Genomic DNA, 12,601 nt, shown 5'->3' with positions numbered 1-12,601 from the left:
ATGCAGGCTATGTCTTTGTGAACGCGTGCACAAAGATGGTGTCCGATTTGCCCGGCCAACGTGACCGGGGTCACGCGCCCCCGGCGCGCAGTCGTGGAACCGGCGCACGGGGAGCGTCGTTGCTCACCTGAAGGGGGCAAAACCGTACACACTCCTCACGATCATCGCCCCCGAGACCAAAACCGCCCCAAAGCGTAAACGACTTCGCGCCCACTTTGGACTGGCCGGTCAGTACGGATCCGGCCTACCCCGCCAGCTCGCGCCGGAGTCGATCTTTGTCCACGCGCCAGAAGGTGTGCTGCTCGCCGTCCACGAGGACAACCGGAATCTGCTCCCAGTAGGCGCGATGCAGTTCCTCGTCCTGAGTGATGTCCTTCTTCTCCCATGCGGCCCCCGTCTCGCCGCAGACCTTCTCGATCACCGCCTGTGCGTCATCACACAGATGACAGCCGGGCTTCCCGATCAAGGTGACCGTGCGGTCCTCGGGCCTCTTCTTCTGCGTACGCCGGAAAATGGGGCTCATACCCCCATTCTCGCCCCGCCGACGCGCCCGGCGAACGCCCGCGCGGAGCGCCGTTTAACGGCTCGGTAGCGGAGAGTTCACAGGGTCGAACCCTGCCGACTCCGGAACTACCGAACGAACTAGCTATGCTCACGGCATGGCCGCTCTCGGATGGCTCACCCCCCGTAGGCGCTCCGCCACGGCGCGGAGCGTGTTGGCAGGCGAGGCCTCGGCTGAGGCAGCGCGCAAGTCCTCCCAGGAGTTGGAGGAACTCGACGCGCTCGCGGCGCGGGCCGCGCCCGACGAGGAGCCGAAGGAACCGGAGTTCCCGGTCGTCGGCGACGACAAGGCAGCCGCCTTCTTCGACCTCGACAACACCGTGATGCAGGGCGCCGCGATCTTCCACTTCGGCCGCGGCCTGTACAAGCGGAAGTTCTTCGAGCGCCAGGAGCTCGTCCGATTCGCCTGGCAGCAGGCGTGGTTCAGGCTCGCCGGCGTCGAGGACCCCGAGCACATGCAGGACGCCCGCGACAGCGCCCTGTCCATCGTCAAGGGCCACCGCGTCGCCGAGCTGATGACCATCGGCGAGGAGATCTACGACGAGTACATGGCCGAGCGCATCTGGCCCGGCACCCGCGCCCTCGCCCAGGCCCACCTCGACGCGGGCCAGAAGGTCTGGCTGGTCACCGCCGCCCCGGTGGAGATCGCCACGGTCATCGCCCGCCGCCTCGGCCTGACCGGCGCCCTCGGCACCGTCGCCGAGTCCGTCGCCGGCGTCTACACCGGCAAGCTCGTCGGCGAACCCCTGCACGGCCCCGCCAAGGCCGAGGCCGTCCGCGCCCTGGCCGCCGCCGAGGGCCTGGACCTCGGCCGCTGCGCCGCGTACAGCGACTCGCACAACGACATCCCGATGCTCTCGCTCGTCGGGCATCCGTACGCGATCAACCCCGACGCCAAGCTGCGCAAGCACGCCCGCGAACGGGACTGGCGCCTGCGGGACTACCGCACCGGCCGCAAGGCCGCGAAGGTCGGCATCCCGGCCGCCGCGGGCGTCGGCGCCCTGGCGGGCGGCGCGGCCGCGGCCATCGCCCTGCACCGCCGCCGCCACTGAACATTCTCTCGGTCCTACCCCGCCCCGCCTCCCGCCAGTCACGTTGGTTGAACTCGGCCACAACACGCCCCGCGCGGAGACGGAATGCGAACTAATCCGATCAACAACCGCTCACTCTCCGGTACTTGATCAGGCTCAAATCGGTTACAGAAGCGACGTAATCGATGATTTGAGCAACTGGGTGTAGCGCTGCCTGTACGAAGCGTTATTCTCCTCAGACGCATAAGGGACCCCGCACGTCGCTACGACGGGTGAACGGTCCCGCACTGCACGTGATGGAAGCTCTGCCTCTGGGAGTCCCGTGTACCCACACGTCGGGGTTGACGCCTCGGGCCTGGCTACGCTGCGCGCAACGGTCATCGACCGCTTGCGCGGCTTCGTCCCCACCGCGTACGCCGTCCCCGCCGTCCCCGCCTTCGCCGTCCCCGCACCCGCCGGGCCGTGCTATGCCCTGGCGGACGGCGGTGCGGCGGTGAGCAGACGGGCCCGCTCCGGCGCCGCTGCCGCCGCATCATCGGCCCCCGCCCCCCGCCGCCCCGCCGCGGACAGCGACAGCGCCCGCATGATGGACCTCGTCGAGCGCGCCCAGGCCGGCGAGTCCGACGCCTTCGGCCGCCTCTACGACCAGTACAGCGACACCGTCTACCGCTACATCTACTACCGCGTGGGGGGCAAGGCGACCGCCGAGGACCTCACGAGCGAGACCTTTCTGCGCGCCCTGCGCCGCATCGGCACCTTCACCTGGCAGGGCCGCGACTTCGGCGCCTGGCTGGTCACGATCGCCCGCAACCTGGTCGCCGACCACTTCAAGTCGAGCCGCTTCCGCCTCGAAGTGACCACCGGCGAAATGCTCGACGCCAACGAAGTCGAGCGCAGCCCCGAGGACTCCGTCCTGGAGTCCCTGTCGAACGCCGCCCTCCTCGAAGCCGTCCGCCGTCTCAACCCCCAGCAGCAGGAGTGCGTGACCCTGCGCTTCCTCCAGGGCCTCTCCGTCGCCGAGACCGCCCGGGTCATGGGCAAGAACGAGGGTGCGATCAAGACCCTCCAGTACCGCGCGGTCCGCACGCTGGCGCGCCTCCTGCCGGACGACGCGCGCTAGCGCTCCACGGCGGCTCGCGCCGACGCTCCGTGGCGCCCAACTCACCGACCGTGGCGGCCAGATGGCCGCCACGGCCCTTCCTCGTTTCTTCGCGGTCCGATCATCTTTCGTCCGTAACCCAAGTGCCGCGACGCTCGTTGTGCGGGATGCAGGCTCCCTGTGGTCGCTACCTGATGCTCCCCGGGCTCTTAATGAGCCGGGGGAGACCCCACTCGCTCACCCGATCGTGTGGAAATGGTCAGGACATGCAACCCTCAGGACCCCCTGGGGAGTCGACCGTCATGACGAGAGGAGGTGCCGCCAGTGATCGCGAACGTATCGGCCCACCGGCGGGCGAACGCCTTCGCCCAGGCCCTGGAGGAGCATTCCGACCAGGACCCGGCGGCCGAGCAGTCCGAGGACTCCGCGTCCACACCCGCATCCGCGGCCGCATCCGTGGAGTCCCCCGAAACCACCGCGGCCCGTGCCGAACCGACCGAACAGAGCCGCATGCTGGCCCTGACGGAAGGTCTGGACGCGCTGCCCAAGCCCGCCCTCGACCCAGAGGTGAAGGTCGTCCAACGCGCCCAGCTGGTGGCCGCGATGGAAGCCATGCTCCTGGAGGGCGGCACCCCCTCGGTGCCCGAACAGCGCTCCCGCAAGGGCGCCCACCGAGCGGCCTCCTTGCGGAAGTTGCGGCCGCGGTCCCGCCTGTCCAAGGGCATCGCGGCGGGTGGCCTCACGGTCGGTGTGGCCGCGGGCGCGTTCAGCGGAGTCGCCGCCGCCAGCTCGGACGCCCTGCCGGGCGATTCGTTGTACGGCCTCAAGCGCGGCATGGAAGACCTCAAGCTGGGCATGGCCGACGACGACGCCGACCGCGGCAGGATCTACCTCGACCAGGCGTCGACGCGGCTGAACGAGGCCCGCAGGCTCATGGAGCGAGGCCGCTCGGGCGACCTCGACCACGAGTCCGTCGGCGAGGTCAGGCGAGCCCTCTCCGGCATGCGGCACGACGCCACCGAAGGCCACCGCCTGCTCCACGAGGCCTACCAGCGCGACGGCTCCCTCGGTCCCATCCAGGCGCTGTCCTCCTTCTCCCAGTCGCACCGCGACAGTTGGAGCGACCTCCAGGGTCGCCTCCCGGTCCAGCTGGGCGACGTGAGCGAGCAGGTGGCCTCCGTCTTCGACGCCATAGACCAAGAGGTCGACCCGCTGCGCTCGCTGCTGCCCCGCGTCCCCGAGAAGGGCGGCAGCACCACCGGCCGGACCTCCCAGAGCCCCCGCGGCTCCGAAGGCACCGACCGGCACTCCTCCCGCCCCTCGGGCGGCGGAGCGACGCACGGCGGCGGCACCGGCAGCGACAGCAAGCCCAAGCCGTCCACCTCGGACAGCCAGGGCGAAGGCCTCCTCGGCGGGACCACGGGCGGCCTCCTCGACCCACCGGACGAGAAGACGACCCCGCCCCCCTCGGACGGCAAGAGCAAGCCCGGCAAGGGCGACACCACGGCCAAGCCGGAGGTCACCCTGCCCCCGCTCCTGCCCGGTCTGCTCCCGGAGCTGGGCATCGACGGCGAGGACGCGAAGTAGCCGTCGGCAGTACGCGGTCGGGGGCGCCCTCCGAGCATGGAGGGCGCCCCCGACCGCGTGATGAGGCACGCCCGGCGGAGCGGCCCGAAAGCACGCCCCGCCCAGCCCTCAGAAGAACACAGACCGCCGCTGCACCAGCAACTTGTACAGCGAGTGCTGGATCTGCTCCCGCACCTGATCCGTCAGGTTGAACATCAGCATCGGGTCGTCCGCCGCCTCCGGCGGATAACCGTCCGTCGGAATCGGCTCCCCGAACTGAATCGTCCACTTCGTCGGCAACGGCACCGCGCCCAACGGCCCCAGCCACGGGAACGTGGGCGTGATCGGGAAGTACGGGAACCCGAGGACCCTGGCCAGAGTCTTCGCGTTGCCGATCATGGGGTAGATCTCCTCCGCCCCCACGATCGAGCACGGCACGATCGGCGAACCCGTCCGCAGCGCCGTCGACACGAAGCCGCCGCGACCGAACCGCTGCAGCTTGTAGCGCTCGCTGAACGGCTTGCCGATGCCCTTGAAGCCCTCCGGCATCACCCCGACCAGCTCGCCCCGCTCGAGCAGCCGCTCCGCGTCCTCCGCACAGGCCAGGGTGTGCCCGGCCTTGCGGGCCAGTTCGTTGACCACCGGCAGCATGAAGACGAGGTCGGCGGCGAGAAGCCGCAGATGCCGGCCCTGCGGATGGTTGTCGTGCACCGCGACCTGCATCATCAGGCCGTCCAACGGCAGCGTCCCGGAGTGGTTGGCGACGATCAGCGCCCCGCCGTCGGCGGGGATGTTCTCGATGCCCTTCACCTCCACCCGGAAGTACTTCTCGTAGAAGGGGCGGAGCAGCGACATCAGGACCTGGTCGGTGAGCTCCTCGTCGTAACCGAAGTCGTCGACCTCGTACTCACCGGTGAGCCGTCGGCGCAGGAAGGCGAGGCCGCCCGCGATGCGCCGGTCCCAGCCGCCGGCGCCCCGCGGCTCGGCGGCCGCCCGCTCCGGCTCGGCGCGCTCCACGCGCGGCTCCCCGCCCTGCCGCTCCTCCTCCTTCTGCCCGTCCTGCTGTCCGGGCAGCGCCTTGACCCCGGCCACGGGGTCGCCCTTGCGCCGGGGCGCCGACCTGCGGCGCGACATGCGCTGCGCGCCCCCGCGCGACCGGTCGTCGTCGAACGGAATGACCTTGGCGTCCGCCATCGTTGACGCTCTCCTCAGTTGGCGCTCTGGTTGCCACCCGCGAGGGGCAGCGCGGCGATCCGGTCGACTGCCCCCGCGAGGGCACCTGGCGGCAGCAGTCCCGGACCCCGGCTGCGTACGAAGTCCGCGAACGTCTGCGCCGTCGTGTACTTCGGCCTGAACCCCAGTGTCTCGCGCATCTGCCGGGTGGCCACGACCCTGCCGTGCGTGAGCAGCCTGATCTGCTCCGGCGAGAAGTCCGTGGCGCCGAGCGTGCGCAGGGCGGAGCCGAACCAGGTGACGGCCGGCAGGAGCACCGGCACGGTGGGGCGGCCGAGCCGCCGCGAACACTGCGAGAGCAGCAGCTGGCCGTCGCCGGCGATGTTGAACGTACCGCTGTTGAGCGTCCCCCGCTCGGGGTCGTGCGAGGCCAGGCGCAGCACCTCGACCGCGTCGTCCTCGTGCACGAACTGCAGGCGCGGGTCGTAGCCGAACACGGTCGGCAGGACCGGCAGCGAGAAGTACTCGGCGAGCGGGGAGTCCGCGGCGGGCCCCAGGATGTTCGCGAAGCGCAGCACGCACACCGCGACGTCCGGGCGGCGCCGCGCGAAGCCGCGCACATAGCCCTCGACCTCGACGGTGTCCTTGGCGAAGCCACCGCTGGGCAGCGACTTGGGCGGCGTGGTCTCGGTGAAGACCGCGGGGTCCTTGGGCGCGGAGCCGTACACGCTGGTGCTCGACTTCACCACGAGCCGCTTCACCGTCGGCGACTTCTGGCAGGCGCCGAGCAGCTGCATGGTGCCGATGACGTTGGTCTCCTTGACCGAGCCCCTGCCGCCCCTGCCGCCGCGGCCGCCGAGCGCGGTGGCCGCGACGTCCATGTGCACGACCGTGTCCACGGCGTACTCGGCGAGGACCTTGGCGATCGCGGGCTGCCGGATGTCGGCCTGGACGAAGTCGGCGCCCCCCAGATGGTGCTCGGGCGGGACCGCGTCGACGGCGACCACCCGGTCGACGTCGGGGTCGCGCTGGACGCGCCGGACGAACCGTCCGCCCAGCTGTCGGGCCACTCCGGTCACGAGCACGACCTTGCCCAAGATCAGCGCCTGCCTTTCCCCAACCCTCGCCACTCACGGACGACTGTGTCCCGGCCCACGCTAGCGGGTGGATGTTGCGCTGTGATGACCGTGCGATGCGGGAAGTGACGACGGACACAGGAGTACGTACGGACCAAGCCGCCGGTCGTCAAATACCGCACCGCCCCACGGGTACCGGGCGGCACGTCCCCCCAAGTACCGCGCAGGACGGCCCCAAACATGCCGAAGCCCTCCCACCGGCGGTGGGAGGGCTTCGGAACGCGCTGTTGCAGCGGCCGCTTACTTCTTGTTGCGACGCTGAACGCGAGTGCGCTTCAGCAGCTTGCGGTGCTTCTTCTTGGCCATCCGCTTACGCCGCTTCTTGATAACAGAGCCCACGACTACCCTCGCTCACTTCTCTTCACTCGGTGCGGGGCAGCAGACTGGGCCCACACGACCTACGTCGGCCTAGCCTACCCGCCCCCGCGTGAGGGACGTAATCGAGGGGGCGCGACCCCTGCCCGACGGACCCTGGGGCCCGTCGCTCAACCTGCTTCGACCCCCACATAGGACTCGCGGAGGTACTCGTGAACCGCCTGCTCCGGGACCCGGAAGGACCTCCCGACCCGGATGGCGGGCAGATGACCGCTGTGCACCAGCCGGTACACGGTCATCTTGGACACTCGCATCACCGCGGCGACTTCCGCCACGGTCAGGAATGCGACCTCGTTCAGCGGCCTTTGGTCTGCAGCCATGACACCCCACCTGAACCTTCCGCACATGACGGGCACCGGCTTCCCCTTCCGGTGACTCTTCGTCGCTGCGCGCTCACTCCCCAGACTAGGGGCGGATGATGCGAGTGGGGAAGAGGAGCAGCCGTCGGCCGCCTACTGTGACAGACACGCTCGATTGAGTACATAGCGAGTAAGCGGTCGGTAGTAATCAGACCGCACAGCGTCATCAAGCGGAACGACGACGGACACCTGCCCCTCGGCCTCTCCGACGAACAGGGCGGGATCGTCCGTATCCGCCAGACCGATCGCCTCAAACCCCAGCTGACCTGCTCCGCAGACCCATCCGTGGTCGCCGACGACCAACTCGGGAAGCGGTCCACCGGCCTCCGCGGCGGCATTCAGGGCGGCCCGAACCGGGAGCGGTGAGTGGGTGTGTGCGCCGGTCTCACTCCCGGTGAGACGCACGCCGGGTTCGCGCACCAGCGCGACTCCTTGTACGTAGTCAAGGTTGTACGTGCGTAGGCCGAACCGGGTCGTTATGTCGACACTGTTGCCCTGCGCGGGGGTGAGGACGGTGCATCCGGCCGCCGACAAAGCGTCCGCCAACGCGGCGTAGAACCCGAGAAGTCGGTGCGGATGACCCGTCCCGAAGAGCACCGGGAGGCGCCTTCGCGCGGCCTCGCCGAGCCTCTCCGCGAAGGCGTCGAGCGCTGCCAACGTCCGCTCCGGATCGATGACATCGGCCCCAGAAGTATGCCGTGGGTCGGCGGACACACCGCACTTGTCGGCCATCAGCCGCAGCAGATCGCCGGGCCCCCAGCTCCACTCGGGATCGAGCCCGAGAAGTATCCGCGGGTCACGGGCCGCGAAGAGGCGGTAACTCCGCAGACTCTCCTCCCGCGAGGTGGCCACGGGCCCGGCCAACCGAGCCGCCAACAGATGCGCACGCAGGGCGCCGGTGCTCAACACGGTCCGATGCTGGCGCATCCCTCCCCCACGGACCCCCAAAACCCCGGAAAGCACCCACAGTTGGCGTAACGCGACCACAATGCCGACCAGCCCGCCCCTACCCGGCCGAACAGGCAACTCTCCACCCCGACCGCACCCCAGCCGATCCGGCAACTCCCCACCCCGACCGCACCACTGCCCCCTCCCACAACTCCCACAACTCCCCCGGCTCCTCCGCCACTCCCCACCCCTCCCGCAACTCCCCCCCCGGCCCCACTCTCCAGCCCTTCGCTCTCCAGCCCTTCACTCTCCAGCCCCTCCGGCGTTTGAGGAGCGGGGTCTGGGGCGGAGCCCCAGGGTGCCGAGCCGGCTTCGGGGCCTGGGGGCAGAGCCCCCAGTTTCGGGAAGGGGCGGGCTTGGGGAAGGAACCCCCCTACGCCAACAACCCCCGCAACGGAAACGCGGCCCGCCGAGCCGCAAGCACCGCCTGATCAAGCCGATCAGCGGGGTCATACCCCGCCCCCCAGTCCTTCCACTCCACAGGCCACCGCCCATCCGTCATCCGCCCCGGCGCCAACTGCCGCGTCCGAGCGAAGACTTCCTGCCGCCACGCCTCAGGAATCCCCGCGGAGGGATCGACCGGCCGCCCCGCAGCGATCCCCACGAGATGCGTCCACGACCGCGGCACCACGTCCACCACGGCGTACCCCCCACCCCCCAGAGCGACCCACCGCCCCTCGGCGTACTCATGCGCCAGCTCATGGCAGGCAACCTGCACGGCCCGCTGCGCATCGAGCGAAACGGCAAGGTGCGCAAGGGGATCCTCGAAGTGCGTGTCGGCCCCGTGCTGCGTCACGAGCACCTGCGGCCGGAACTCGGCCAACAGCTCCGGCACCACGGCATGAAAGGCCCGCACCCACCCCGCGTCCCCGGTCCCGGCAGGCAGCGCGACATTCACCGCGGACCCCTCGGCCGCACCGTCCGCCCCCGTCTCCTCGGGCCACCCGGTCTGCGGAAACAGCGTCCGCGGATGCTCGTGCAGCGAGATCGTCAGAACCCGCGGATCCTCCCAGAAGGAGGCCTGCACCCCGTCCCCGTGGTGCACGTCGACATCCACGTACGCGACCCGCTCGGCACCCAGCTCGAGCAGCCGCGCGATCGCCAACGAGGCGTCGTTGTAGATACAGAACCCCGAGGCCCCGCCGGGCATCGCATGGTGCAGCCCGCCGGCGAAGTTCACGGCATGCAGCGCGTCCCCGCGCCACACGGCCTCGGCCGCGCCCACGGACTGCCCGGCGATCAGCGCCGACACCTCGTGCATCCCCGCGAAGGCCGGGTCGTCCTCCGTGCCGAGCCCGTACTCCCCGCGCGCGGACGCCGGATCCACGGAAGCGGCCTTGACCGCCCGCACATAGTCCTCGCGGTGCACGAGCCGCAGCGTCGAATCACCGGCACGCTTGGCCGCGACCACATCCAGCTCCTGGTCGAGCCCGAAGGCGCCGACAAGACTTCGGGTCAGCCCGAGTCTGACCGGATCCATGGGGTGACCCGGGCCGAAGTCATAGCCCGTTACTGCCTCGTCCCACATCAGCTGTGCGCGGCCGCTCATGCCCGTCACCGTATCGGTCCGCTTCCGGGGCGAAGGAGCGGGCATACAACAAGGTCACGAGCACCAACACCATGGGAACGAGCATGGCCCCGCGGTAGTTCCACGCGTCCCCGAGCCCGCCCACCAACGGCGAACCGATCAGAAACCCCACGTAGTTGAAGACATTCAGTCGCGCGACGGCTGCATCCGAAGCATCGGGGAACAGTCTCCCCGCCGCCGCGAACGTCTGCGGAACGATCACGCACAACCCCAGCCCGAGCACCGTGAACCCGGCGATCCCGACCCACGCCCCGGGCGCCGCGGCCACCACCGCGAACCCCAGCGCGGCCACCACCGTCCCTGCCCGCACCACCGCCACGGCCCCGAACCGCCGCACGCCCAGGTCCCCGAGCCCCCGCCCCATCAGCGTCATGACCATGTAGACGTTGTACGGAACGGTCGAGACCTCCTCCGAACTCCCGAGCACGTCCTGCAGATACTTGGCGCTCCAGTTGGAGACGGTCGAGTCCCCGATGTACGCGAAGCTCATCACCAGGCAGAGCGGAAGCAGCAACGCGAAGACGACACCCCCGCCCTTCCCCGCGGCATCGGCGCCGGCACCTTCCCTCTCCGCCGCCGCATCGACGTACCACCGACTCCCGACCAGCGCGGCGGGCAACAGCACCGCCACGGCCGGCAGATAGGACACGAACAGCGAGAGATCCCAGTGCGCCCCGGCCCAGGCCAGCGACGCCCCCACGATGCCGCCCAGGCTGTACGCCGCGTGGAAGCCGAGCATGATGCTGCGCCCGTACGCCCGTTGAAGGCTGACCCCGAGCATGTTCATCGACGCGTCGAGCGCACCCACCGCAAGCCCGAACGCCCCCAGCGCGACGGCCACTTGCCACAGCGCGTCCCCCGCGCCCACTCCCAGCAGCGACAGCAGGACGACGGGCTGCGACCACCGCAGCACCGCACTCGGCGGCACCTTCTTCACCAGCTGCTCGGTGCCCACGCTCCCGGCCCCGGCCAGGACCGGCACCGCCGCGAGGAAGACGGGAAGCAGCCCGTCGGATATCCCGTAACGGTCCTGGATCGCCGGAATCCGCGTCACGAGCAGGGCGAAAGTCACTCCCTGCACCAGAAAGGCGAACGCCAGCGAGGCCCTGCCGCGCCGCAGCACTTCGGTCATGGCTGCAGAGCGTAGGGCCCCGGGCTACCCGTGGGTAGATGGATCACTCAACTATTTCCGGCGCAGGTCGAACGGCATCGCACTCGTCGACACCACACGCGACGGCACCAAGATCAGCGCCCTTCGGCACTCTCCCCGACCATCCGCTCCATCGGCCCGACCGCCAGGGCCCCGCTGACCACGACGGTCAGCGTGATCGTCACCGCCGCGATCACACCGCCCAGCCACACCATGGTGTCGACGGACAGGGTATAGGCCCCCACGACCCGCAGCACCGCCTCCCCCAGGAGCGCGCCACCCCACACCACGGAGAACGTCCGCTCCATACGGGCGAACCGCCCCCGCTCCGCCATCAACCGCTCCCAGGCCACGGCCCGCGCCGCGTTGCCCTTGGTCACCCAGGGCTTGAGCGCGGCGGTCATCAACGGCCGCCCTGCCACCACCGACACCAGAACGGCGATGCCCACGGTCGCGGTGATCCCGCTGTCCTTGGCGAGCATGAGCCGCGGATCACCGGCCAGTAGTACGAGGCAGTGGGCACCAGGGCGTCCAGCACGAGCGGCTTCAGGGACTCGATACGGGCCTTGCGTACGTCGCCCGGATCACCGCAGCCGGGAGCGACGACGGCGAAACCTTCTCCCCGGTCCTCTCCACGCGCTTCTCCACGAACCTCCGCACGAACCCGGGTGGGGGCCTCTGCGGCGAGCTGACTCATGATCGGTTCCTCCGTCGTGGCTGCGAGCGTCGCGTTCCTTCGTGACACCCTCAGCTTCGCCGTGGCCCCCTGTCCGCCGACAGAAACGATCGTCCGGTCCTGCGGATGACAATTGTCAGCCCCACCGCACTGCCCCTGTCACGGCTCATGTCACACGAGCAGGCCGGGCAACTCCCGCATGTCACCGAAGAGTTCAGTGGCACCCGCGAGCCGCTCGGCAGGTGTCATGGCGGTGAACCCGAGCACATCCATCCCCGCGGCGACCGCGGCCTGCACACCCAGCGGACTGTCCTCCACGACGACGCACTTCTCCGGCGCCACTCCCATGCGCTCGGCGGCGTAGAGAAAGAGATCGGGCGCCGGCTTCCCGCGCCCCACGTCCTGCGCGCTGAAGATCCGGTCCTCCCCGAACCACTTGTCGAGCCCGGCCTTACGGTGCCCGACCCGAATCCGCTCATGGCTGCCAGAGGATGCCAGGCAGTAGGCGACCCCGTCCCCGGCCAGCTTCTCCAGCACTTCCACGGCCCCGTCCACGGGCTCAAGCTCACGCTCGAATGCCGCAAAGACCCGCCCATGAAAGACGTCGTCGAAGTCCGCGGGAAGCCGCTGCCCGGTCCGCTCAAGAACGAGATCGTGTACGCGGTGGACGGCGGCGCCCATGTAGTCGCGCAGGGAGTCCTCGTACGAGGTGGGGTGCCCGAGCTCGGTCAGATAGCCGGCGAGGATCGTGTTGGAGAGCGGCTCACTGTCCACGAGGACGCCGTCATTGTCGAAGATGACCAGGTCGTATCGCATATATCGACCCTAAGCCTTGGTCGAACGACCCATAACGCAAGAAAGCCCCGGACCGTTCCCGGTCCGGGGCTTTCTTCAAAAGGAGTTCGGCGGCGTCCTACTCTCCCACAGGGTCCCCCCTGC

13 protein-coding genes are annotated in these 12,601 nt (G+C 69.8%); 3 read left to right on the top strand and 10 right to left on the bottom strand.

All coding sequences use genetic code 11. From position 1 onward, the window contains the following. Positions 1-244: 244 nt before the first annotated feature. Positions 245-523 (bottom strand): glutaredoxin family protein, encoded by a 279-nt coding sequence (locus tag ACZ4D5_RS16305; protein WP_467773052.1) that lies wholly within the window; start codon positions 521-523, stop codon positions 245-247. Positions 524-659: 136 nt separating this feature from the next. Here ACZ4D5_RS16305 and ACZ4D5_RS16300 point away from each other — a divergent pair, with 136 nt between their 5' ends. The 3 genes from ACZ4D5_RS16300 (at position 660) to ACZ4D5_RS16290 (ending at position 4,278) form a co-directional block, all read left to right on the top strand. After that, positions 660-1,613, top strand: a complete 954-nt coding sequence (locus tag ACZ4D5_RS16300) for an HAD family hydrolase (protein WP_467773051.1) — start codon at positions 660-662, stop codon at positions 1,611-1,613. A 301-nt stretch (positions 1,614-1,914) separates the two neighbouring features. Next, the gene (locus ACZ4D5_RS16295; RefSeq protein ID WP_467773050.1) at positions 1,915-2,712 is read left to right on the top strand and encodes an ECF subfamily RNA polymerase sigma factor, BldN family; all 798 of its coding nucleotides are present in this window, start codon (positions 1,915-1,917) and stop codon (positions 2,710-2,712) included. Positions 2,713-3,015: 303 nt separating this feature from the next. Further along, positions 3,016-4,278: a DUF5667 domain-containing protein gene (locus tag ACZ4D5_RS16290; protein WP_467773049.1), complete on the top strand. Its 1,263-nt coding sequence runs from the start codon at positions 3,016-3,018 to the stop codon at positions 4,276-4,278. Positions 4,279-4,386: 108 nt separating this feature from the next. On the opposite strand, the gene ACZ4D5_RS16285 is transcribed toward ACZ4D5_RS16290, so the two are convergent. From ACZ4D5_RS16285 to ACZ4D5_RS16245, 9 genes are all read right to left on the bottom strand, one after another. Further along, positions 4,387-5,451 (bottom strand): lysophospholipid acyltransferase family protein, encoded by a 1,065-nt coding sequence (locus ACZ4D5_RS16285; RefSeq protein ID WP_467773048.1) that lies wholly within the window; start codon positions 5,449-5,451, stop codon positions 4,387-4,389. Between the two features lie 14 nt (positions 5,452-5,465). Further along, positions 5,466-6,527 carry an NAD-dependent epimerase/dehydratase family protein gene (locus tag ACZ4D5_RS16280; protein ID WP_467773047.1) on the bottom strand — a complete coding sequence of 354 codons (1,062 nt, stop codon included), beginning with the start codon at positions 6,525-6,527 and terminating at the stop codon, positions 5,466-5,468. 279 nt (positions 6,528-6,806) lie between these two features. Then, the gene (locus ACZ4D5_RS16275; protein WP_003948845.1) at positions 6,807-6,905 is read right to left on the bottom strand and encodes a 30S ribosomal protein bS22; all 99 of its coding nucleotides are present in this window, start codon (positions 6,903-6,905) and stop codon (positions 6,807-6,809) included. A 146-nt stretch (positions 6,906-7,051) separates the two neighbouring features. Continuing rightward, complete coding sequence (locus ACZ4D5_RS16270) at positions 7,052-7,261, bottom strand: helix-turn-helix domain-containing protein (protein WP_266863634.1); 210 nt, start codon at positions 7,259-7,261, stop codon at positions 7,052-7,054. Positions 7,262-7,393: 132 nt separating this feature from the next. Next, positions 7,394-8,209 carry a phosphatase gene (locus ACZ4D5_RS16265; RefSeq protein WP_467773046.1) on the bottom strand — a complete coding sequence of 272 codons (816 nt, stop codon included), beginning with the start codon at positions 8,207-8,209 and terminating at the stop codon, positions 7,394-7,396. Positions 8,210-8,621: 412 nt separating this feature from the next. Beyond that, positions 8,622-9,797 carry an acetoin utilization protein AcuC gene (locus ACZ4D5_RS16260; protein WP_467773045.1) on the bottom strand — a complete coding sequence of 392 codons (1,176 nt, stop codon included), beginning with the start codon at positions 9,795-9,797 and terminating at the stop codon, positions 8,622-8,624. Next, positions 9,748-10,968: an MFS transporter gene (locus tag ACZ4D5_RS16255; protein WP_467773044.1), complete on the bottom strand. Its 1,221-nt coding sequence runs from the start codon at positions 10,966-10,968 to the stop codon at positions 9,748-9,750. Before ACZ4D5_RS16255 ends, ACZ4D5_RS16260 begins: the two co-directional genes overlap by 50 nt. A 113-nt stretch (positions 10,969-11,081) precedes the next feature. Continuing rightward, positions 11,082-11,489 carry a VC0807 family protein gene (locus ACZ4D5_RS16250; RefSeq protein ID WP_467773567.1) on the bottom strand — a complete coding sequence of 136 codons (408 nt, stop codon included), beginning with the start codon at positions 11,487-11,489 and terminating at the stop codon, positions 11,082-11,084. Between the two features lie 344 nt (positions 11,490-11,833). Beyond that, entirely contained in the window at positions 11,834-12,478 is a 645-nt protein-coding gene (locus tag ACZ4D5_RS16245) for an HAD family hydrolase (RefSeq protein WP_467773043.1), read from the bottom strand. Positions 12,479-12,601 lie beyond the last annotated feature (123 nt).

The organism is Streptomyces sp. NPDC025651 (assembly GCF_055558735.1).
The sequence above is the reverse complement of the archived record's forward strand: the minus strand, read 5'-3'. Positions and strand labels throughout refer to the sequence as shown.